Annotated in this window: 19 protein-coding genes, 1 pseudogene and 1 riboswitch; of the genes and pseudogenes, 9 read left to right on the forward strand and 11 right to left on the reverse strand. The window is 61.7% G+C overall.

Annotation, left to right across the window (positions count from 1 at the left end):
* Positions 1 to 39: 39 nt before the first annotated feature.
* Positions 40 to 873 carry an EamA family transporter gene (locus tag PCOSP_RS27185; RefSeq protein WP_139640810.1) on the reverse strand — a complete coding sequence of 278 codons (834 nt, stop codon included), beginning with the start codon at positions 871 to 873 and terminating at the stop codon, positions 40 to 42.
* A gap of 204 nt (positions 874 to 1,077) precedes the next feature.
* On the opposite strand from PCOSP_RS27185, the gene PCOSP_RS27190 reads away from it, so the two are divergent.
* Positions 1,078 to 2,247: an MFS transporter gene (locus PCOSP_RS27190; RefSeq protein WP_139640812.1), complete on the forward strand. Its 1,170-nt coding sequence runs from the start codon at positions 1,078 to 1,080 to the stop codon at positions 2,245 to 2,247.
* On the opposite strand, the gene PCOSP_RS27195 is transcribed toward PCOSP_RS27190, so the two are convergent.
* Both PCOSP_RS27195 and PCOSP_RS27200 read right to left on the reverse strand, forming a co-directional pair.
* On the reverse strand, positions 2,198 to 3,079 hold the full coding sequence (locus PCOSP_RS27195; protein WP_139640813.1) for a formate/nitrite transporter family protein: 882 nt from the start codon (positions 3,077 to 3,079) through the stop codon (positions 2,198 to 2,200). The two genes, PCOSP_RS27190 and PCOSP_RS27195, sit on opposite strands and share 50 nt — an antisense overlap.
* Before the next feature lie 192 nt (positions 3,080 to 3,271).
* Positions 3,272 to 3,676 carry an acyl-CoA thioesterase gene (locus PCOSP_RS27200; protein ID WP_024778852.1) on the reverse strand — a complete coding sequence of 135 codons (405 nt, stop codon included), beginning with the start codon at positions 3,674 to 3,676 and terminating at the stop codon, positions 3,272 to 3,274.
* A 190-nt stretch (positions 3,677 to 3,866) separates the two neighbouring features.
* Positions 3,867 to 3,972, forward strand: a riboswitch (S-adenosyl-L-homocysteine riboswitch).
* A 23-nt stretch (positions 3,973 to 3,995) separates the two neighbouring features.
* Between PCOSP_RS27200 and ahcY the strand changes: the two genes are divergently transcribed.
* The 4 genes from ahcY (at position 3,996) to PCOSP_RS27220 (ending at position 9,535) form a co-directional block, all read left to right on the forward strand.
* Positions 3,996 to 5,405, forward strand: a complete 1,410-nt coding sequence (gene ahcY / locus PCOSP_RS27205; protein ID WP_024778853.1) for an adenosylhomocysteinase — start codon at positions 3,996 to 3,998, stop codon at positions 5,403 to 5,405.
* A gap of 183 nt (positions 5,406 to 5,588) precedes the next feature.
* On the forward strand, positions 5,589 to 6,434 hold the full coding sequence (gene metF / locus PCOSP_RS27210; RefSeq protein ID WP_175384739.1) for a methylenetetrahydrofolate reductase [NAD(P)H]: 846 nt from the start codon (positions 5,589 to 5,591) through the stop codon (positions 6,432 to 6,434).
* 204 nt (positions 6,435 to 6,638) lie between these two features.
* Positions 6,639 to 7,418 (forward strand): substrate-binding periplasmic protein, encoded by a 780-nt coding sequence (locus PCOSP_RS27215; protein WP_175384788.1) that lies wholly within the window; start codon positions 6,639 to 6,641, stop codon positions 7,416 to 7,418.
* Between the two features lie 260 nt (positions 7,419 to 7,678).
* On the forward strand, positions 7,679 to 9,535 hold the full coding sequence (locus PCOSP_RS27220; protein ID WP_139640817.1) for a DEAD/DEAH box helicase: 1,857 nt from the start codon (positions 7,679 to 7,681) through the stop codon (positions 9,533 to 9,535).
* 241 nt (positions 9,536 to 9,776) lie between these two features.
* Here the strand turns inward: PCOSP_RS27220 and PCOSP_RS27225 are convergent, their stop codons facing one another.
* The 3 genes from PCOSP_RS27225 to PCOSP_RS27235 all read right to left on the reverse strand — a co-directional run bounded on the left by PCOSP_RS27225 (position 9,777) and on the right by PCOSP_RS27235 (position 13,295).
* Positions 9,777 to 10,373 (reverse strand): YceI family protein, encoded by a 597-nt coding sequence (locus PCOSP_RS27225; protein ID WP_139640819.1) that lies wholly within the window; start codon positions 10,371 to 10,373, stop codon positions 9,777 to 9,779.
* A gap of 32 nt (positions 10,374 to 10,405) precedes the next feature.
* A complete protein-coding gene (locus PCOSP_RS27230) occupies positions 10,406 to 10,957 on the reverse strand; it encodes a cytochrome b (RefSeq protein WP_464709882.1) in 552 nt (183 codons plus the stop codon).
* 568 nt (positions 10,958 to 11,525) lie between these two features.
* Positions 11,526 to 13,295, reverse strand: a complete 1,770-nt coding sequence (locus PCOSP_RS27235; protein ID WP_464709883.1) for a flavin monoamine oxidase family protein — start codon at positions 13,293 to 13,295, stop codon at positions 11,526 to 11,528.
* Between the two features lie 222 nt (positions 13,296 to 13,517).
* Between PCOSP_RS27235 and PCOSP_RS27240 the strand changes: the two genes are divergently transcribed.
* Positions 13,518 to 14,924 carry an adenosylmethionine--8-amino-7-oxononanoate transaminase gene (locus tag PCOSP_RS27240; RefSeq protein WP_464709884.1) on the forward strand — a complete coding sequence of 469 codons (1,407 nt, stop codon included), beginning with the start codon at positions 13,518 to 13,520 and terminating at the stop codon, positions 14,922 to 14,924.
* Positions 14,925 to 15,055: 131 nt separating this feature from the next.
* A pseudogene (locus tag PCOSP_RS27245) lies at positions 15,056 to 15,774 on the forward strand (16S rRNA (uracil(1498)-N(3))-methyltransferase).
* Between the two features lie 127 nt (positions 15,775 to 15,901).
* Here the strand turns inward: PCOSP_RS27245 and PCOSP_RS27250 are convergent.
* Both PCOSP_RS27250 and PCOSP_RS27255 read right to left on the reverse strand, forming a co-directional pair.
* Positions 15,902 to 16,804: a transporter substrate-binding domain-containing protein gene (locus PCOSP_RS27250; RefSeq protein WP_139640829.1), complete on the reverse strand. Its 903-nt coding sequence runs from the start codon at positions 16,802 to 16,804 to the stop codon at positions 15,902 to 15,904.
* 24 nt (positions 16,805 to 16,828) lie between these two features.
* Positions 16,829 to 18,070 carry a D-amino acid dehydrogenase gene (locus PCOSP_RS27255; protein ID WP_139640831.1) on the reverse strand — a complete coding sequence of 414 codons (1,242 nt, stop codon included), beginning with the start codon at positions 18,068 to 18,070 and terminating at the stop codon, positions 16,829 to 16,831.
* A gap of 105 nt (positions 18,071 to 18,175) precedes the next feature.
* On the opposite strand from PCOSP_RS27255, the gene PCOSP_RS27260 reads away from it, so the two are divergent.
* Positions 18,176 to 19,093, forward strand: a complete 918-nt coding sequence (locus PCOSP_RS27260; RefSeq protein ID WP_175362338.1) for a LysR family transcriptional regulator — start codon at positions 18,176 to 18,178, stop codon at positions 19,091 to 19,093.
* On the opposite strand, the gene trhA is transcribed toward PCOSP_RS27260, so the two are convergent.
* Positions 19,090 to 19,707, reverse strand: coding sequence for a PAQR family membrane homeostasis protein TrhA (trhA, locus tag PCOSP_RS27265; RefSeq protein WP_139640835.1), 618 nt, complete (start codon positions 19,705 to 19,707; stop codon positions 19,090 to 19,092). The genes PCOSP_RS27260 and trhA overlap by 4 nt on opposite strands.
* 153 nt (positions 19,708 to 19,860) lie before the next feature.
* Between trhA and PCOSP_RS27270 the strand changes: the two genes are divergently transcribed.
* The gene (locus tag PCOSP_RS27270) at positions 19,861 to 20,781 is read left to right on the forward strand and encodes a LysR family transcriptional regulator (protein WP_024778866.1); all 921 of its coding nucleotides are present in this window, start codon (positions 19,861 to 19,863) and stop codon (positions 20,779 to 20,781) included.
* Positions 20,782 to 20,905: 124 nt separating this feature from the next.
* Here the strand turns inward: PCOSP_RS27270 and madM are convergent, their stop codons facing one another.
* Positions 20,906 to 21,670, reverse strand: coding sequence for a malonate transporter subunit MadM (madM, locus tag PCOSP_RS27275; RefSeq protein WP_139640838.1), 765 nt, complete (start codon positions 21,668 to 21,670; stop codon positions 20,906 to 20,908).
* A gap of 5 nt (positions 21,671 to 21,675) precedes the next feature.
* Positions 21,676 to 22,068, reverse strand: a complete 393-nt coding sequence (gene madL, locus PCOSP_RS27280) for a malonate transporter subunit MadL (RefSeq protein ID WP_139640840.1) — start codon at positions 22,066 to 22,068, stop codon at positions 21,676 to 21,678.
* Positions 22,069 to 22,113 lie beyond the last annotated feature (45 nt).

A 22,113-nucleotide genomic window follows, 5' to 3' on the forward strand; every position in this document is an offset into this window, starting at 1 on the left:
TTCTTTGAGTTTATGGAGAATCGAAAATCGGGAAGTTGCTCAGAATTTCATCACCAGCATGCCAATCAGCACCAGCCCGCAGGCTAAGAGCCGCGGCCGACCGAAAGGTTCTTTCAGGTAGCGCATACCGAACAGCACCACCAGGATCACACTGATCTCCCGCAGCGCCGCCGCTTCGGCGATCGACCCCAGTTGCATGGCCCAGAGCACCAGAGCGTAGCTGAACAAGACGCAGAGTCCGACCGCCAACCCGAGCCGCCACTGTTCGCGCCAGAACCGCACGAACGCCGGTCGTTTGCTCACCACGGCCAATAGCGGGAATGGCCAGGCGCAGAACAGGGTGATCCAGACCAGGTAGTCCAGCGGATGGGACCAGCGCCGCAGGGCCTGGCCATCGATGTAGGTGTAGCAGCCGATGCACAAGCCGATCAGCAACACCACCGGCAGCATCGACCAGGGCAGTCGCTCGCCACCCCCACCCTGCCACAACAGGCACAACATGCCGAACGGGATCAGCAGAATGCCGAGGGTCTGCTGAGTCGTCAGCACTTCGCCGGCAAAGACCAGTGTCAGAGCCAATACCACCAGCGGCGACAAACCGCGCATCAACGGATAGACCAGCCCCAGGTCCCCGACCCGATACGCCTGGATCAGCAGATAGCGATACAACAGTTCAAAGGCTGCCGACGCCAGGATCCACGGCCAGATTTCCATCGGCGGCAGCACCACGAAGCCCAGGGCCGACACGGCGAACAGCAGCGCGACGCTGTCCATGCACGCCACCACCAGAAGACGCTCGCCACTGAATTTGATCAACGTATTCCAGGCGGCATGCAGCAGCGCAGCCACCAACACCAGAGCCGTTGCAAGCACGGCACGCTCCTTATCCCCACGGGCAGCGGGGCGATGAATTGATTCGCGATCCGTCCGCAGCTGTTTATACTGCAAGCGACCACGCCGCATTCAGTTGCGCATAGCCAATTCCAATAATTCTGTCGTTGCCCCTCTTATGTTATGCGGGCCACGGCATGCGTATGCCTGATCAGAGCGTCAAGACTACAGACAGAGACCTCGCGCATGCCACTCGCCTTGCTTGCTTTGGCCGTTGCCGCTTTCGGCATCGGCACCACTGAATTCGTCATCATGGGGTTGCTGCCCGATGTCGCCCGCGACCTGGCGGTGAGCATTCCCCAGGCCGGCCTGCTGATTACCGGCTATGCCCTGGGCGTGGTGTTCGGCGCGCCGATCCTGGCGGTCGGCACCGCCAACATGCCGCGCAAGGCGACATTGCTGGGCATGACGCTGATGTTCATTCTGGGCAACATGCTCTGCGCCCTGGCACCGAACTACGCCACGCTGATGGCCGCCCGCGTCATCACCGCACTATGCCATGGCGCATTTTTCGGCATCGGCTCTGTGGTGGCGGCCGGGCTGGTAGCGCCGAACAAACGTGCCCAGGCCATCGCAATGATGTTCACCGGCCTGACCCTGGCCAACGTCCTCGGCGTCCCCTTGGGCACTGCGCTGGGCCAATACGCCGGCTGGCGCTCGACCTTCTGGGCGGTGTCGGTGATCGGCGTCATCGCCGCCATCGCCCAATGGGCGTGGCTGCCCAGGGAGATCCCCATGGAGAAGGCCAACCTGGCCAGCGAATTCAAGGTGCTGGGCAAGACCAGCGTGCTGCTGGCCCTGGGCATGAGTGTGCTGGCGTCCACCAGCCTGTTCAGCGTGTTCACGTACATCGCACCGATTCTCCAGGACATCACGGGAGTCAGCCCCCACGGCATCACCCTCATGTTGCTGCTGTTCGGGGTCGGCCTGACGGCAGGCAGCTTCCTCGGCGGGCGCCTGGCGGACCGGCGCCTGCTGCCGTCACTGGTGGGCATGGCCCTGGCCGTGGTGCTGGTGCTGGCCGCGTTCAGCCAGACCAGCCGCTCGGTGATTCCGGCCGCAATCACGTTGGTGCTGTGGGGGATCTTCGCCTTCGCCCTGTGCCCGATCCTGCAGCTGCTGATCATCGATCAGGCCCATGAGGCACCGAATCTGGGCTCGACGCTGAACCAGAGTGCCTTCAACCTGGGCAACGCGGCTGGCGCCTGGATCGGCGGGCTGGTGGTCGGCAGCGGCGTCGACCTGGCCGAGCTGCCCTGGACTGGAGCCCTGGTGAGTGGGTTGACCGTGCTGACGGCCCTGTACTTCATTCATCACCAACGTCGCCTGGGCGCTCCGATGGGTGCGACCGATTAGGCGTGCCGCTCTCGCTGCGCACTTGCGCGTGGCTGAGCAACGCGAAGATGAAGCTGCCGCCGATGATGTTTCCCGCCAGGGTCGGCGCGGCGAACACCAGCCAGAAGTCTTCCCACGACAACTGCCCGGCGAATACCAGATACGACACTTCGGCGGAGCCGACGACAATGTGGGTGAAATCCCCAAGCGCCATCAGGTAAGTGATGAGGATGATGATCCACATCTTGGCGCTTTCCATGGAGGGGATCATCCAGACCATGGTGGCGATCATCCAGCCGGAAATGATGCCCTTGGCAAACATCTGGCCGGTGTCGTTCTCCATGACCTTGCGACCGATCTCGAGGAAAGCCAGGTCGGTGCGCGGGTCGAAGATCGGCAAGTGCAGCATCACATAGGCCACCAGCAAGGTGCCGCACAGGTTGCCCACCAATACGACGCCCCACAGCCGCAACAGCCGACCGAAATTGCCCAGGGTGGGTTTGCTCATGATCGGCAACACAGCGGTCAGGGTATTTTCGGTGAACAACTGCTGGCGGGCCAGGATCACCGCGAGAAAACCGGCGCAATAACCAAAACTGGCGATCACCTTGAAGGCCTCGCCCTCCGGCAATCGGGAATTGAGCAACCCCATCGCCATCAGCGACAGGCCCATGGTCAATCCGGCCGCCAGGGCCGACCACCAGAGCGCGGCGATACTGCGCTCCAGCTCCTGATTGCCCTGGGTGCGAATGATTTCATGCAGCACCGCCGCCCGCGGCGGCTGGTTGCGGTCGACTTCGTGCTTTTCCTGGGCGGAAAGGTCGGGGGTCTTGCCGTCGTCGTGGGTGTCCATACAGTTCCTGAACCGGTGGCGTGATGAATCTACGACACGTGGCGTTCGGAGCTGTTCAGTGCTGACTCAAGCTTGATTGGGACTTGGGATTTTCAGTGTTTGAAAAACCGCTATCGCGAGCAGGCTCGCTCCCACAGGAGAATGGGGGCTTATGTGGGAGCGAGCCTGCTCGCGATGGGTACACCGCCCATCTCACTCGCTGGCAATATCGTCCTTGAACTGATCCTTCACGTACTTGATCTCGGTCCGCCCATGGGGCGCCGGCAGACCATCCTCGCCAAGATTGACGAAAACCATTTTCTCCACGGTCAGGATGCTCTTGCGGGTGATCTTGTTGCGCACCTCACAAGTCAAGGTAATGGAGGTGCGACCAAATTCGGTCGCGGTAATGCCCAGCTCGATGATATCGCCCTGGCGCGAGGCGCTGACGAAGTTGATTTCCGAGATGTATTTGGTCACCACGCGCTGGTTGCCCAGCTGGACGATGGCGTAGATCGCCGCTTCTTCGTCGATCCAGCGCAGCAGGCTGCCACCGAACAGCGTGCCATTGGGATTGAGGTCTTCGGGCTTGACCCATTTGCGGGTGTGGAAATTCATGATCGCTCCTGAGCGTCTGGCCAATGAATGCCTGCATCATGGCAGACCGGACAGGCAGGCTCTACGCCGCTGCTTCAATAACGGTCATCGGCAATTTTGATTTGCCGACAGAAACCCTTTGGAAGATCCGATTAGCCCGCTATAATCGCCCTCGCTTTACCCGGTCCACGCTTTGGACCGTTCCCGCCACCTGTCCGAGGGGCGCTGCAGCAGGCAAGACCTGTCAGGCTCGGATGGGGCGTTGTTCGTTCGGGGCTCCCGCATGGACACTAAACGCACAACGGCGCCCATTCGCATACATTACGAATGGAGGCTCTTCATGAGCGCTGTTATCACGCCTGCAGATTTTACCGATTACAAAGTCGCCGATATGTCCCTGGCCGCCTGGGGCCGCCGCGAAATCATCATCGCCGAATCCGAAATGCCGGCCCTGATGGGTCTGCGTCGCAAGTACGCCGGTGAACAACCGCTCAAGGGCGCGAAGATCCTCGGCTGCATCCACATGACCATCCAGACCGCCGTGCTGATCGAAACCCTGGTCGCCCTGGGTGCCGAAGTGCGCTGGTCGTCCTGCAACATCTTCTCGACCCAGGACCAGGCCGCTGCCGCCATCGCCGCCGCCGGTATCCCGGTGTTCGCCTGGAAGGGCGAGACCGAGCAGGAGTACGAGTGGTGCCTGGAGCAGACCATCCTCAAGGATGGCCAGCCGTGGGACACCAACATGATCCTCGACGACGGCGGCGACCTGACCGAATTGCTGCACAAGAAATACCCGGCCGTCCTGGACAAGGTCCACGGCGTGACCGAAGAAACCACCACCGGCGTGCACCGTCTGCTGGACATGCTGGCCAAGGGCGAGCTGAAGATCCCGGCCATCAACGTCAACGACTCGGTGACCAAAAGCAAGAACGACAACAAGTACGGCTGCCGTCACAGCCTCAACGACGCCATCAAGCGCGGCACCGACCACCTGTTGTCGGGCAAGCAGGCGCTGGTGATCGGCTACGGTGACGTGGGCAAGGGCTCGGCCCAATCCCTGCGTCAGGAAGGCATGATCGTCAAGGTGTCCGAAGTCGACCCGATCTGCGCCATGCAGGCCTGCATGGACGGTTTCGAACTGGTTTCGCCGTTCATCGACGGGATCAACGACGGCACCGAAGCCAGCATCGACAAGGCCTTGCTGGGCAAGATCGACCTGATCGTGACCACCACCGGTAACGTCAATGTCTGCGACGCGAACATGCTCAAGGCCCTGAAGAAGCGCGCCGTGGTGTGCAACATCGGTCACTTCGACAATGAAATCGACACCGCTTTCATGCGCAAGAACTGGGCTTGGGAAGAAGTGAAGCCGCAGGTTCACAAGGTTCACCGCACCGGCACCGGCAGCTTCGACCCACAGAACGACGACTACCTGATCCTGTTGGCCGAAGGCCGTCTGGTGAACCTGGGCAATGCCACCGGTCACCCGAGCCGGATCATGGACGGTTCGTTCGCCAACCAGGTCCTGGCCCAGATCTTCCTGTTCGGCCAGAAGTACGCCGACCTGTCGCCGGCCCAGAAAGCCGAGCGCCTGACCGTGGAAGTATTGCCGAAGAAACTCGACGAAGAAGTGGCCCTGGAAATGGTCCGCGGTTTCGGCGGCGTGGTCACCAAGTTGACCAAGCAACAGGCTGACTACATCGGCGTGACCGTCGAAGGCCCGTTCAAGCCGCACGCTTACCGCTACTGATTGGCATTGCATGCCCCTGATGTGGGGCCTGTGGGAGCCGAGCTTGCTCGCGATGCAGACACCTCGTCCTGTCTGTCGGACCGAGGCGATTCTGATCGCGAGCAAGCTCAGCTCCCACGCAAGCCCGCTCCCACATTGTGATGTGCAAGGCTTCCAGGCTTACGAGTTTCCAAGGATATGACCATGTCCCAAGACCGTCGCTACAGCTTCGAGTTCTTCCCGACAAAGACCGATGCTGGACATGAAAAACTGATCGCCACTGCCCGTCAGCTGGCGAGCTACAACCCCGACTTCTTCTCCTGCACCTATGGCGCCGGCGGCTCGACCCGTGACCGCACGATGAACACCGTGTTGCAGCTGGAAAGCGAAGTCAAAATCCCGGCCGCCCCGCACCTGTCCTGCGTAGGCGACAGCAAGGACGACTTGCGCACCCTGCTGGCCCGGTACAAGGCCGCGGGCATCCAGCGTATCGTGGCCCTGCGCGGTGACCTGCCCTCGGGCATGGGCATGGCCAGTGGCGAGTTGCGCCATGCCAACGACCTGGTGAGTTTCATTCGTGAAGAAACCGGCGAGCACTTTCACATCGAAGTCGCCGCTTATCCGGAAATGCATCCCCAGGCGCGTAATTTCGAGGACGATCTGCGCAATTTCGTCAACAAGGCCAATGCGGGCGCCAACAGCGCGATCACCCAGTACTTCTTCAACGCCGACAGTTATTTCTACTTCGTCGAACGCGTGCGCAAGATGGGCGTGGACATTCCTGTCGTGCCGGGAATCATGCCGATCACCAACTACAGCAAGCTGGCGCGCTTCTCCGACGCATGCGGTGCAGAAATCCCACGCTGGATTCGCAAGCAGCTGGAGGCCTATGGCGACGACACCTCGAGCATCCAAAGCTTCGGCGAGGAAGTCATCACGCAAATGTGCGAGCGCTTGTTGCAGGGCGGCGCACCGGGGCTGCATTTCTATACCCTTAACCAGGCCGAGCCCAGCCTCGCGGTATGGAACAACCTCAAGCTGCCGCGCTGATTGTCTTATACGCGGCGGTACAAAGAGGCCTTGGCGAGAACCAAGGCCTTTTTTCATTCAGTTGTCCGCGCCCCAAGGTAAAGGCGTTCGCATTGGGTGAACGCCGCGAGGCATCCGTGCGCACCAAAGGCAAACAAAAGGCAGTCAAGGTGCAGGCCAGAGCGCTCTAGCTATTTGATGAGCTCTCGTCGTAACCTCAGGCCCATGCCCGCCATTGTCCAGCTGCTGACCGCCCTTATCCTCTCGTGCCTGAGCCTGACCGCCCAGGCCGAGAAGTTGCGCATTGTCACCGAGCCCTGGGCCCCTTATGTCTACGAAGAGAACGGCAAGATGCTTGGCCTGGACTACGAAACCACGGCCGTTGTGTTCAAGCGCCTGGGCATCGACGTGGAATGGCAGTTCCTGCCCTGGAAGCGTTGCCTGGCGATGCTGGAACAGGGATTGGCGGACGGTGCACTGGACATCTTCCACAGCGATGAGCGCGATGCGATGCTGCTTTACCCCAGCGAACCGCTGTCGGACGTGGAGTTCGTGATGTTCTACGCCAACGCCCGGCCCCACCCGTTTCGCACGCTCGATGATCTGGGCGGCCTGACCGTCGGCACCTCGCCCGGTTACCTGTACAGCCAGGCTTTCAGTGAGTCGACCCTGTTCAAACGTGAAGCGGCGCCCACCCACGAAGCCAATTTCGGCAAGTTGCAACTGGGTCGGATCGACCTGCTCATCACCGACCGCAGGGTCGGCCGGCATGTGCTCGAGCAAATGCAATTGGGCGACCAGATCACCGAAAACTCGGTGGTGGTAAGTCGTCAAAGCCAATACCTGGCCGTGCGGCGCAATGCCGGGATGGATTTGCTGGTGCAGCGTTTCAGTGCCGAACTCAAGCGTTTCAAGCGAGAACCGGCCTATGCCGAGCTGAGCGCACGCTACGGCGCAGGTGCCATGACCAAGGCTCCTCGCCCAGCCAGGCCAGTGCAGAAATAAACCGTTGAGCAGCAGGAAAGCGGCGCACGGCGTTTGCTCTGTTATACTCGCGCCTTCCCGCCAGGCTCACGCCCGGACGCCCGGTCTTGCAAAAGGCATCCCGACACCGCTACAGCGCAGCTTCCAGCCAGCGCGAGCCTTGTCCGGAGCTGTCTTCCAGACCCGGCAGGACCGGACGGGATGACGTCTTCTTTTGAACGTCATTCGCGCCAGGCAAGACTATCCCATTGGGCCAGGCCCTCACTAAAACAGGATTACTCATGTCCTTTGCTTCCCTCGGTCTCTCCGAGGCTTTAGTCGGCGCCATCGAAGCCGCTGGCTACACCGAGCCTACCCCGGTGCAACAGCGGGCCATTCCCGCCGTGTTGCAAGGTCGCGACCTGATGGTCGCCGCGCAGACAGGTACTGGTAAAACCGGCGGTTTCGCCCTCCCGATCCTGGAGCGGCTGTTCCCTAACGGTCACCCGGACAAATCCCAGCGTCACGGCCCGCGCCAACCGCGCGTGCTGGTCCTGACCCCGACCCGGGAGCTGGCTGCCCAGGTGCACGAGAGCTTCAAGATCTACGCCCGTGACCTGAAATTCGTCAGTGCCTGCATTTTCGGCGGCGTTGGCATGAACCCCCAGGTCCAGGCCATGGCACGCGGCGTCGATGTGCTGGTGGCCTGCCCCGGCCGCCTGCTGGATCTGGCTGGCCAGGGCAGCGTCGACCTGTCCCACGTTGAAATCCTCGTGCTGGACGAAGCCGACCGGATGCTCGACATGGGCTTTGTCCATGACGTGAAGAAAGTCCTCGCCCGCCTGCCCGCCAAGCGGCAGAACCTGCTGTTCTCGGCAACGTTCTCCAAGGACATCACCGACCTGGCCGGCAAGCTGCTGCACAACCCGGAACGCATCGAAGTCACGCCACCGAACACCACGGTCGAGCGCATCGAACAGCGCGTATTCCGCCTGCCAGCCAGCCATAAACGCAGCCTGCTGGCACACCTGATCACCACCGGTGCCTGGGAACAGGTCCTGGTGTTCACCCGCACCAAGCACGGCGCCAACCGCCTGGCCGAGTACCTGGACAAGCATGGCCTGCCGGCCGTGGCGATCCACGGCAATAAAAGCCAGAACGCTCGCACCAAGGCCCTGGCCGACTTCAAGGCCGGCGAAGTCCGGATCCTGGTAGCCACCGACATCGCCGCCCGCGGCCTGGACATCGACCAGTTGCCCCACGTGGTCAACTTCGAACTGCCGAACGTCGATGAAGACTACGTGCACCGTATCGGTCGTACCGGCCGGGCCGGTCGTTCGGGCGAAGCGATCTCGCTGGTCGCACCGGATGAAGAAAAGCTGCTCAAGAGCATTGAGCGCATGACCCGGCAGAAGATTCCCGATGGCGACCTGATGGGCTTCGATGCCAGCACCATCGAGGCCGAGAAGCCTGAAGTGCGTGAGCGTCCGGACGTGCGCAACCCGCGCAATCCACGCGGCCCACGGGGCGACGGTCCGAATGGCGGCGGTGGCGGTCGCAAGGACAAGGGCAAGGACAAAGGCAAGGAAAAGCCGGCCGGCAGCAGTCGTGGCGAACGCCCGGCGCGCGAGCAGAAGCCTCGCGAAGGCACGCCAGCCCGTGAGCAACAGCGCCCAGCCCCTCGTGCCGCCGCTGATCGCGCCCCGGACGAGTTCCTGGATGACGATATCGACAACTTCGGTAACCGCGTCGACTACGTGCCGCAGCAGAAACCGGCCCAGGGTCGTGGTCGCCGTCCGGGTGCCCCGGCCCAGGGTGCTGGCGCAGGCGCGCCACGCAGCGGTCAGTCGCAGGGTCGCCAGAACGGTCCGCGCAACAGCAACGGCTCGACCACCGGCACCCCGCCCGCCAAGCGCAACGGCCCACGCAATGGCGGCCCTCGCGATGGCCAGGCGCGTCGCGAAGACTCCCGCCCTCGCCGCCCGGCCCGCGATGACCAGGCGAGCCAGGAACCTGCAGTGCAGAACCCTCGTGGCAACCAGCCGAAAATCATGCACAAGGAATCGAAGCTCGATCGTTTCCCGACGCCTGAACAGCTGGACCAACTGCCAAGCCGCCCACGGGGTGAAAAACCTGCATTGCTGACTCGCAATCGCTGAGTTCTTCCAAACCGTAAAATGCCCCTGATCTCACGATCAGGGGCATTTTTTTCGGTCGCGACAAAATCCCTTGTGAGAGCGAGCCTGCTCGCGATAGCAATCCAACTTTGACGACTATGTTGACTAACGCACTGCTATCGCGAGCAGGCTCGCTCCCACAGGAAAGCTCTGTGGAAGGAATCCGGGGCAATAAAAAACGCCCCCGATCGCAGGATCGGGGGCGTTTTTTTAGGCGCGAATATTACTTCGCCTTGACGCCTTCAAACGAAACGTACAGCTCGACCACGTCGGACGATGGGCCCAGGTCTTTTTGCTTGCCGAAGTCGGAACGCTTGATGCTGGTGGTGCCTTCGAAACCGGCACGGTAGCCGCCCCATGGATCCTTGCCTTCGCCCAGGAAGGTAGCCTTGACCACCACTGGCTTGGTCACGCCCAGCAAGGTCAGGTCGCCGGTAACATCGGCAGTTTCCTTGCCATCGGCGTTCTTGCCTGTGGATTTGACGCTGGTGGAAACGAAGGTAGCCTTGGCAAACTTGCCCGCGTTCAGGAAGTCAGGGCTGGCGATGTGCTTGTCACGTTCGGCGTGGTTGGTAAATACGCTGGCGGTGTTGACGTTGAACTCAACCTTGCTGGCTTCAGGCTTGGCGGCATCGAAGCTGAACTTGCCGTCGATATCCTTGAAAGTACCGGTGATGTAGCTATAGCCCAGGTGGCTGATCTTGAAGTCGACGAAGGCATGCTGGCCTTCCTTGTCGACCACATAGTCGGCAGCCATGGCCTGGCCGGCCGACAACAGTGCAGAACCGATTGCCAGGGCGGCGAGCGTCTTTTTCAACATGCTTTCTATTCCTTTGGAGTCGAGGTTGAACATCAGGCTTGGCGCCCTAGCATTCGCTTGAGGGTCGCGTCACGGTCGATAAAGTGGTGTTTCAGTGCTGCCAGTGCATGAAGGCCGGAAAAAACGACCAGCGCCCATGCCAGGTACAGGTGGATCTGGCCGGCGACGTCTGCCTGGTCTGGCAATCCGGACACCAGCGCGGGTACTTCAAACAAGCCGAACACCGGGATCCCGACACCGTCTGCGGTGGAAATCAGGTAACCGGCAACCATCACGGCAAACAACCCGAGATACAGGGCACCATGACCGAGCTTCGCACCGATACGGGTCATGCGCCCATAGGTGCCCAGGGTCGGTGGCGGTGGGCTGACAAAACGCCAGATCACCCGCAGCAGCATCACCGCCAGCAACACCAGGCCAATGCTCTTGTGCAGGTCCGGCGCGTCTTTGCGCCAGGTGCTGTAGTAATCCAGTCCGACCATCCACAGCCCCAGCGCGAACAACCCGTACACCACCAGCGCGACGCCCCAGTGCATGACGATGCTGACCCAGCCGTAGCGAGAAGAAGAGTTGCGTAGCTGCATTGCTCATATCCTGTAAAAACTGCGACCAAGACTAGCGAGTTATCTATCGATTTAAAGCGGAAATTTTCGCTTTGAAATATCGAGAAATACGATCATCAGTCTGGGTGGGATGGGTTAAGGAAAGATTAAAGCGAATGGATGGTGTCACGGCGGATAAGACAGGTCTTTCGGTAGCCATCGCGGGCAGGCCCCGCTCTGCCGTGGGCCGTGCCGCCCGGGCTCCCGATCCGCTCAGAACATCAATTGACCGAGCATTCAGGCTTATAGGGGTCTATCTCGCATCTATAGGCTAATTGAGGGTCCCGCTTTGGAATCATTTTTGCCTTTGTAATGAACTCATCAGATACGCAACCAGCAAGAGCCGCCAGGATTATTACGATTGTTGTTACTTTCATGTTCAGTGCTCCGGTTTTCTACGCAGCCTAAAACCTGCGATCCGGGCCAACCCATCATTCCGTTCCGATTCCCCTGTGGGAAGTATCTGATATACCCAATGCCTGAACATCGAGCTTGATAGCAGGCAAAAAAAAGCGCGACCCTTGGGCCGCGCTTTCTTTACGCCTGGACGTTACTGAGCCGGGGTCTCAGTGGTTGTCGCCGGTTTGGCCGCTGGCTTCTTCGCCGGTTCAGCCTTTTTCGCTGGCGCCTTGGCCGGGGCTTTTTTTGCCGCGGGTTTGGCTGCCGGCTTCTTCGCCGTGGCTTTGGTCGTGGCCTTTTTGGTCGGCTCGGCTTTTACCGGCGCGGCAGGCTTCGGCGCTTCCACAGGCGCTGGGGCCGGGGTTGGCGCTGGAGCAGGGGCCGGGGTCGACGGAGCGACCGGCTCGGATGCCTTGGCCGGCTCTGGCTTCTTCTCGTCATCCGAACCACCGAACAGGTTGGTGAAGAAGTTGCCTTTCTTCGCTGCCACCGCACCTGCAGCCGCCGCTGTCGCGGCCGGTGCGACCTTGGCCGGCTCGAACGACTTGCCCGCCGCCAGGTCTTGCACTTGGCTGGCCGCGCGCTGGCCGCTGCGCAACGCGCCTTCCAGGGTGCCCGGGTACAAGGCGTCCGTGTGTTCGCCGGCAAAGGCTACGCGCTGCAATGGTTTTTCCCACAGACGCCAGTACTTGCTGATCTGGCCCGGACCAAAGGCCAGGTACGAACCGCCCGTGGACGGGTCGGTGCTGTAGCGGCGGATTTCGTACCCGGTGAAAGCCCCCCGAGCCTGTGGATAGAACGTGTGCAGGCGGATCAGTACCTGGTCGACCATCTGCTTGTCGCCAAAAGCCTGCATCACCCGGGCACTGTCGCCCGAGAGATTGATGATCACATTGGCACCGCCCTTCACGGCCGGTTCGATCCACATCATGCCCAGGCCGGTATTGCTGAAGATTTCACCCGACATGCGCGCCTTGCTGTCCCAGACCGGGGTCTTGAACTTGAGCATGATCTGGTCGCGCCAGCCGTAGTTGGTGCTCTTGATCGCGCCAAGGTGCTGGGCGTCCAGGGCCGGGGTCAGCTGGATCTTGTTCAGGGCGCGCAGCGGTACGGCCAACACCACGTAATCGGCCTGGTAGCCGACGCTGCCGACCTTGACGGTCACGCCGTCCTTGTCCTGGGAAATGGCTGACACCGGAGAATCGGTCTTGATGGTTTTCAGCTGCTTGAGGAAAGCCTGGGCCAGCACCTGACTGCCGCCGAGCAAACGCGAAGCCCGCAGGTCGCGGTCGGATACGCCGCGATTGACGCGGTTCTGCTGTGCGAAATACAGCAGCGACAGGCGCGACGGTTCGTCGTAACGGGTACGGATCTCCTGATTCACCAGCTGACGTGCAGTGGCCGGCAGTTGCAAGCGATCGAGCCAGGCAGACACCGTCATCTGGTCCAGGGCGTGCAACGTGCTGGTGGCCGTCGGGTTCAGCGGGTCTTCGATGGAGCGCGCCAGCTCGTCCAGGGTGGTTTCGTAGCGCTTGATGGCTTCGGCGGTGGCTGGCTGCTTCGCGGCCAGGTCAGCGGCGGTGAAGTAAGTGCCGTCGATCAGATAGCTGGGGGTGCGCACGAACTCGGGGGCCGGGGTGGTGCCCAGCTTGAACGTCGAGACATATTTGTTGAGCACCGGCTGTGTCTTTTCGTTGCCGATCCACTCACTGGTGGCCATGCCCGAACGACCGCCCACGCTGGGTTTGGCTTCCAGCAGGGTCACCACCCAGCCTTTGTTCTGCAACTCATAGGCCGCTGTGAGCCCTGCCAGGCCGCCACCGATGACGATGGCCGTCGGTTGCTTGTCCTTCGCCAGCGCCGTAACGCTGAACAGCCCTATCATTACCAACGCACACGCGCGCAGCCAACCAGCAGACATTCAGCGAACTCCGGAATAAAACAGGGAAATTTCAGGTTTCGAGCCAGTCGGCTCAGAGAACGGCGAAGAATACGCCAGCCATCAAAACGCCGCCAGCGACGTCTATCGCCTCGCTCAAAGCAGCAGGAACGACACAATGGGTTGTTCGCAGGGCCGTCATTGCATAGGCTTGCCCGATTGTTTGGCCCGCGCCCGCCGCGAGCCGCCTCGAGGAGACTGTAAATGGGCCTGAATAACCAGTGGATGCAACGCGACCTCGCGGTGCTGTGGCATCCCTGCACCCAGATGAAAGACCACGAACAACTGCCGCTGATCCCCATCAAGCGCGGTGAGGGCGTGTGGCTGGAGGACTTCGAAGGCAAGCGCTACCTCGACGCCGTCAGCTCCTGGTGGGTCAATGTATTCGGCCATGCCAACCCGCGCATCAACCAGCGGATCAAGGACCAGGTCGACCAGTTGGAGCATGTGATCCTCGCCGGTTTCAGTCACCAACCGGTGATCGAGCTGTCCGAGCGCCTGGTGAAGATGACGCCTGAAGGTCTGACACGGTGTTTCTACGCCGATAACGGCTCGTCCTGCATCGAAGTGGCGATGAAGATGAGCTTCCATTACTGGGTCAATCGCGGCCGTTCCGACAAGAAGCGCTTCGTCACCCTGAGCAACAGTTACCACGGCGAAACGATTGCGGCGATGTCGGTGGGCGACGTACCGCTGTTTACCGAGACCTACAAGGCGTTGCTGCTGGACACCCTCAAGGTACCGAGCCCCGACTGCTACCATCGCCCCGAGGGCGTGAGCTGGGAAGAGCATTCACGCACGATGTTCGCCGCCATGGAACAGACCCTCGCCGAACACCACGACACCGTGGCTGCGGTGATCGTCGAGCCGCTGATCCAGGGCGCCGGCGGCATGCGCATGTATCACCCGGTGTACCTGAAGCTGCTGCGCAAAGCCTGCGACCGCTATGGCGTGCACCTGATCCATGACGAAATCGCCGTGGGCTTCGGCCGTACGGGAACGATGTTCGCCTGCGAGCAGGCCGGTATCACGCCGGACTTCCTTTGCCTGTCCAAGGCCCTGACCGGTGGTTACCTGCCGCTGGCGGCGTGCCTGACCACCGACGACGTCTACAGCGCGTTCTACGACGATTACCCCACCCTGCGCGCCTTCCTGCATTCCCACAGCTATACCGGTAACCCGCTGGCCTGCGCGGCCGCCTTGGCCACGCTGGATATCTTCGAAGAAGACCACGTCATCGACAACAACAAGGCCCTGGCCCAGCGCATGGCGAGTGCCACCGCGCACCTGGTCGATCACCCGAACGTGGCCGAAGTGCGCCAGACCGGCATGGTGCTGGCCATCGAGATGGTCAAGGACAAGGCGAGCAAGACCGCCTACCCCTGGCAGGAGCGGCGCGGCCTGAGCGTGTTCCAGCATGCCCTGGAGCGCGGTGCGTTGCTGCGGCCACTGGGCAGTGTGGTGTATTTCCTGCCGCCGTACGTCATCACCCCCGAGCAGATCGACTTCCTGGCACAAGTGGCCAGCGAAGGCATCGACATCGCCACCCGGGATACGGTCAGTGTGGCGGTGCCGAAGGACTTTCATCCGGGTTATCGCGATCCGGGCTGAGCCTGGGCCACCGCCATCGCGGGCAAGCCTTGCTCCCACAGAGAAATGCGAAACCACTGTGGGAGCAAGGCTTGCCCGCGATGAGGCCGGGCGCTTCAACCACGATCATTTTTTTCTTGCAGAGACTCCACATGAGACTGTCCCGCTTCTTCATCGACACCCCCTGAGCCTCGGCGATCACGAGTTGCCCGAAGCCCAGGCCCATTACATCGGCCGTGTGCTGCGCATGGCCGAAGGTGATGCGGTGCAGGTGTTCGACGGTTCGGGCCAGGAGTTTCGCGGTAGCCTGGCTGAAGTCGGCAAGAAGCGCGTGCGGGTGCAACTGGACGAACAGTTCGCCGGGCAGCCTGAATCGCCGTTGCGTATCCACCTTGGCCAGGGCCTGTCCCGGGGCGAACGCATGGACTGGGCGATTCAGAAAGCCACCGAGCTGGGAGTCAGCGAGATCACACCGATTTTCAGCGAACGCTGCGAAGTGCGCCTCAAGGACGAGCGCGCCGACAAACGCCTGCTGCACTGGCGCCAGGTGGCGATCAGCGCCTGTGAGCAATGCGGACGCTCGACCGTACCGGTGATCCATCCGCCGTTGCTGCTGGCCGACTGGCTGAAGCAGGCCGACGCCGAGCTGAAGCTGGTGCTGCACCCGGTGGCCGAACCGCTGGTCAGCCACGCCAGACCCTCGACGCTGGCGTTCCTGATCGGCCCCGAGGGCGGTTTGTCCGAGGCCGAAGTCGAACAGGCCCAGAGCGCCGGTTACCACGCCGCCCGCCTCGGTCCCCGTGTGCTGCGTACCGAAACCGCGCCGGTGGTGGCGCTGGCAGTGGCGCAGCAGTTGTGGGGGGATTTCTAGACCCGTCGAAGTTTCACTTGTGGGAGCGAGCCTGCTCGCGATAGCGGTGTATCAGTCAATCACCTCCTGATTGACACGCCGCCTTCGCGAGCGGGCTCGCTCCCACAATGGTTATTGGCATTGCCGATTATTGCACCGGATCACTCACCGGCCTGGCGATAATCGCCTTCAGCTCGCTGGTCATCGGGAACTCCAGGTTCAGGCCCTTGGGGGGAATCGGTTTCTGGAACCAGCGGTCGTAGATAGCGTTGATCTCACCGGACTTGTACAGGTCCCCCAGGGTCGCATTGACCAGTGCCAGGAATTGCGGATCATCCTTGCGCACCATGCAACTGTAGATTTCCCGCGACTGTTCTTTGCCCACCACGACCCAGTTGTGTGGATCGCGTGCCTTGGCTCGTTCGCCATAGAGCAGCGCATCGTCCATGTAAAAAGCCGCCGCCCGGCCGGTCTCGAGCATCTGAAACGCCTCGCCATGGTCTTTCGCACTGATGATGAACATGTCGGCCTGGTTGTCCTGGTTGTAGCTTTTCAGGAAACGCTCGTTGGTGGTGCCTGCGGTGGTCACCACGTTCTTGCCGCGCAGGTCGGCAAAGCTGTGGATGCCGCTGTCCCTGGCCGTCAGCAACTGGCCCTTCACGTAGATGAAACCGTAGGAAAACGCCACTTGCTTCTGCCGCTCGGCCGTCACCCCGGTGGAGCCACATTCCAGGTCGACGGTGCCGTTCTGCACCAACGGGATGCGGGTCTGGGAGGTGACCAGGTTGTACTTCACCTCCAGTTGCGGCAGCGCCAGTTGGGCCTTGATCCGCTCGACGATTTTGTTTGCCAGGTCCACCGAGTAGCCCATCGGTTTGCCGCTGCTGTCGCCTATGTAGGAAAACGGCACCGAAGCGTCGCGATACCCCAGGGTGATGCCATGGGTGCTGGCGATTTTCTCCAGCGTGCCGCTCGGAGGTGCTTGTGTAGCGTGGGCATGGGCGCTCAACAACAGGCTCAGGGTGCAGCCGATCAACGTGATTTTTTGCATTGTTATTCTCCGTTGCGGGGTGGGTCAGGCGGCGCGGGGCGTGAGGCCCTGCAAATCTATGGACGGTGTGCGCTGGCGGATCAGTTCGCTGAGCAGGCGAGCGCTGCCACAAGCCAGGGTGAAACCCAGCGCCCCATGGCCGAGGTTGAGCCACAGGTTGCGATAGCCGGTGGCGCCGATCAGTGGCACACCGCTGGGAGTGGCCGGGCGCATGCCGGCCCATGCGATGGCGTGCTCGTAATCCCCGGCCAGGGGAAAGGTTTCCTGGGCCTGGCGCTTGATCAGGGCCAGGCGTCGCGGATCCGGCGTCGGGTCGAAGCCGACGATATCCACCATCGCCGCCACCCGCAAATACTCGCCGATTCGCGCATAGACAATCTTGCGGTCATAGTCAGTGATGCTCAGGTCCGGGGCCCGATGCGCTGCGCCAATCGGCACGGTCAGGCTGTAACCCTTGAGCGGGTACAGCGGCATTCGCACTCCCGGTAACGCCAGAGTCGCGCTGCGGTGACCGGCGGCAATCACGAGGCTGTCCACCGGCAAGCGCTGTCCATTCAATTCGATGGCGTGCACCTGTCCATCGGCGTGGCAAATGCCGGTCACCGTCTGCCCCAACAAGAATTCACAGCGCCCCGACGCCTGCAGGCGTGCGGCCAGTTGCTGGCAAAAAGCGTGGCAATCGGCGACCTCCTCGTCCGGCGTGTAGATCCCGCCCACCAACGGCACGCCCGCCAGCGCCGGCTCCAGGCTCGCGCACTCGGCGGGCCCGAGCACCTGCTGGTGCACGTTGTCCGCCAGTCGCCGCCGGGCATGGTGGAAATGGGCTGCGTCACGAAACGTCACCAGCTTGCCATTGCGCCGCCAGTCGAAGCCATCGAGGCGATCGTCTTCGCGCCAGCCCTGCATGGTGGCCTGGCTCAGCAGTGCCAGGCGTAACAGGTGGGCGCTGTTGCGTCGGTTGATCGACGTCCGGCACGCCGCGATGAACGCAGCCATCCAGCGCCACTGGGCAGGATCCAGGCGGGGCCGCAACCTGAGTGGCGAATCCCCGCGCAACATCCAGCCGAGCGCCTGCCAGGGCACCCCAGCATCCGCCAGGGGGGCAACGTAGCGATAGGACAATTGGCCACCGTTGGCAAAGCTCGTCTCGCTGCCCAGCGCATCCCTGGCTTCCACCAGCGTCACGTCGACGCCGTCGCGAACCAGTGCATAAGCCGTCGCCAGCCCGACCACGCCACCGCCGATGATGCACACCCGTTGTCCCATGTCCGCCTCACATCCGTTTCCGATCAGTCGAGATTAGGGGCAGGTGACAGCCTCGGAACAATGAATAAAGATGGAGCACCTATAAACAAAGGTTATGGGCCCGCCATGCGCCTTCGTCATATCGAAATTTTCCAGGCCATACGCCAGGCCGGCTCCATCAGCGGCGCCGCGCAGTTGCTGCACGTTTCCCAACCGGCGGTGACCAAAGTGCTGCAGCACGCCGAGCAACAGCTGGGATTTGCCCTGTTCCTGCGGGTGCGCGGCAAGTTGCAGGCGACCCCCGAAGCCCTGGAGCTGGAGCGCGAAGTCGACAAGGTCAGCGAAAGCCTGCAAGGCGTGCGGCGACTGGCCCAAAGCCTGCGCCGCGAGCCCGGTCACAACCTGCGCATCGGCGCGACCCCGGCCCTGGCCCTGTCGCTGCTGCCGGCGGCCATTCATCAATGGACCCGGCACTACCCGGACATTATCTGTGAACTATCCAGCGCCCACAGCCGTGAACTGGTGCAGAACCTGTTGATGCGCGAGATCGACGTCGCCCTGACCTTGCAGCCACCTGATCATCCGGGGCTCAAGGCCCAGCCCCTGGCCAGCGGGGTGCTGGTGGCGCTGGCGCCAAAGGGGCACTGGAGCGACGCGGCGGTGGGTAAACCGATGTCGTTGCAGGAACTGGCCGGCGCGCCCCTGATTGGCCTTTCCAGCGCCGATCCGCTCTCGGCCCGACTGGACGGCTATCTGGAAGCGGTGGACCCTGCGCCACGCATCAGCATCGCCGTGCAGACCTATTCGCTGGCCCGGGCCATGGTGGAATCAGGCGCCGGCATGGCGGTGATCGACCCGTTCACGGCCCTTGGCGCCTCGAAGACCTGCACGGCGATCCGACCGTTGTCGCCACCGCTGCCCATCTCGCTCTACGCCGTGACCCGGGCCAATGAAGCGCCGGCACATACCCTGGGCGCCCTGCTGGAGATTTTCGCCAGTCAGGCCCAGGAGCAACTGGATCGGTTGTTCACGGCTGCCCACTAAAGGACGTAGAACAGAATCGCCACGAAGTGCAGCAGGCTGCCGGCGATCACAAACAGATGCCAGATGCCATGGGCATGACGCAATCGTTTATCGAGGGCGAAGAAAATGATGCCCACGGTGTACAACACCCCACCCGAGGCCAGCCAGGCGAAACCGGCGCTGCCCAGGGCCGCCAACAGCGGCTTGACCGCCACCAGCACGATCCAGCCCATCACGGCGTAGATCACGATCGACAGGATCCGCGCCTCGGAACGCGGCTTGATCTCTTGCAGGATGCCGATCAATGCCAGCCCCCAGACGATCCCGAACAACGTCCAGCCCCACGGCCCACGCAGGGTCACCAGACAGAACGGTGTATAACTGCCTGCGATCAGCAAGTAGATCGAAAAATGATCGACCTTCTGCATGATCGCTTTCTTGCGCCCGCGCACGCTGTGGTAGACCGTCGAGGCGCTGTACAGCACCAGCAGGGTAAACCCGTAGATCGCCACGCTGACGATCTTCCATGGATCGCCGGTCAGCCCGGCAAGCACCACCAGCCACACTCCGCCGATAAACGCCGCAATCGCTCCAACCAGGTGGGTCCAGGCGTTCAGTCGCTCCCCGTGATACATCGATTCCTACCCCTCCATGATGAAACACGCGCCAAGGCTCAGGCCTGGGGCGCAAAAGTGCAATGGTTTGCTGTGAGTTGCGATCATCTGTAAATCTCCTCGCACCCAGGTTCATTGGGGCACAATCGGATGACACGAATAAGAGTCCGCCCCATGCTGATCGACGAAGAATTGACCCTGAAGAAACTCGAGGTGTTCCTGGCCTTCATGCGCACCGGCAACCTGGCGCGGGCAGCGGCGGAGTTGCAGACCAGCAATGTCAGCGTGCACCGGGCGATTCATTCGCTGGAAAGCGCCCTGCGCTGCCCGCTGTTCAAGCATGAAGGCCGCAACCTCACACCGCTGGAAAGCGCCTATGTGCTGGAGGAGCGGGCGCAGAAGCTGATCCAGGATGTGGTCGAAAGCGTACGCCTGACCCGCGAAGCCGCCGGGTTCTCCGCCGAGCGCTTCAAGCTGGGGTCGCTGTACTCGCTGACGGTCAAGACCGTGCCGCAGTTGATCATGGGCCTGAAGATCCGTCGCAGTGAACTCAACATCGATCTGATCATGGGCTCGAACATCGACCTGCTGTACAAGCTCAAGAACATGGAAGTCGATGCCATCCTGGTGTCCCTGGACGACAGCGTCAACGACCCGGATTGCGAACACATCGCCCTGTTTTCCGACGACATATTCCTCGCCACGCCGGCCGACTCACCGTTTGCCCAACGCAGCGAAGTCGACCTGGCCGAAGTCCGTGACGAGACGTTCATCACCCTGACCCAGGGCTTCGCCACCCATCAGGACGGGATACGGGTATTCAGGCAGGCGGGGTTCGAGCCGAAGGTGGCGATGCAGGTCAACGACATCTTCACCCTGCTGAGCATGGTCAGCTCAGGGGTGGGTTATGCCTTGCTGCCGGGCAGGATTGCGGCCGTGTACGAGAACCGGGTGAAACTGATCCCATTGCAGGAGAAGTACCGCTTGCAGCAACACATTGGCGTGGTCTTCCTCAAGGCCAAGGAGCGCGATCCGAACCTGCTGGCGTTGCTTGCCGAATGCCGGATGTATGCCAATCGCCAAGCCATCCCATGATCGTCCCCACGCTCTGCGTGGGGATGCTGCCCGGGACGCTCCGCGTCCCAAAAGCGTGACGCGGAGCGTCAAAAGAGGCATTCCCACGCAGAGCGTGGGAACGATCAAACTGCAGCCTGCAAAACTAGCCCATCAGCCCGCGCATGATCAGGAACAACACCGAAGGGCCCAGCAAACAACCCAGCGCGGTATAGAACGCCGCCGTCAGGCACCCATACGGCACCAGCTTCGGATCGGTCGCCGCCAGCCCGCCGGCCACGCCGCTGGAGGTGCCCATCAACCCGCCGAAGATCACTGCACTGCGTGGATTGTTGAGGCCAATCATCGGTGCCACGAAAGGCGTCGCCACCATCACCAGGATCGCCTTGATCAGCCCGGCGGCAATGGACAGCGCCATCACCTCGGAACTGGCGCCAATGGCCGCTCCGGTAACCGGTCCGACGATGTACGTGACCGCCCCAGCGCCGATGGTAGTCAGGCTCACCGCATCGGTGTATCCGAAGGCCATCGCCACACCCACGCCGGCAATGAACGAGGTGCCCACACCGACAAACAGCGCCAGCACCCCGACGAAACCGGCACGCTTGAGCTCCTCGACACTCACCCCAAAAGCCGTGGCGACAATGGCAAAGTCCCGCAGCATGGCGCCGCCCAGCAAGCCAATTCCGGAAAGCAGTGGAATATCCACCACGCCCTTTTGCCCCCCGGTCATCGCCCCGCCGATATACGACAGTATCAACCCCAGCAAAATCGCGATGGCCGAACCGTGCAGGCGGCCCTTGGTGAACGTGTTGCTGATCCAGTACGACACCCACATGGTGATACCGACAATCGCAAAACCACTGATCAGGCCGTAGCCGGTAATCACTTTCATCATTGATTCGTACATGGCGATCACCCTACCGTCTTCACGGAAACGTTGGCTTCAGGCCCTTTGTTGCCGATGCGCACCAGCACCGGCACCAACGCAAAGGCAATCACCACCGCCAGGGTCCCGGCCAGAATCGCCATCGGTCCGCCCTTGAGCGCACCATAGACATTTTGCTGGGCCGCCATGGCAACCACGATGGGAATGTAGATCGCACTCCAGAATTCCACGCCGGCCTCGGATTTGCCCTTGAACAGACCGCGCTTGCTCAGATAACTGCCCAGACCGATCAACAGCAGCATCGCAATGCCGACGCCGCCGACGTTGGCCGGCACGCCGATCAGTTTGCCCAGCAGCTCACCGATGAAAATACCCGTCAGGGTACAAAAGGCCAGAAATGCCACACCGTAAATAATCATTGTCGTAGTCCTCAAAGTGCATCGTCGAAGTTGTTGTTTTTGTGC

The organism is Pseudomonas sp. MAFF 730105, assembly GCF_055380705.1.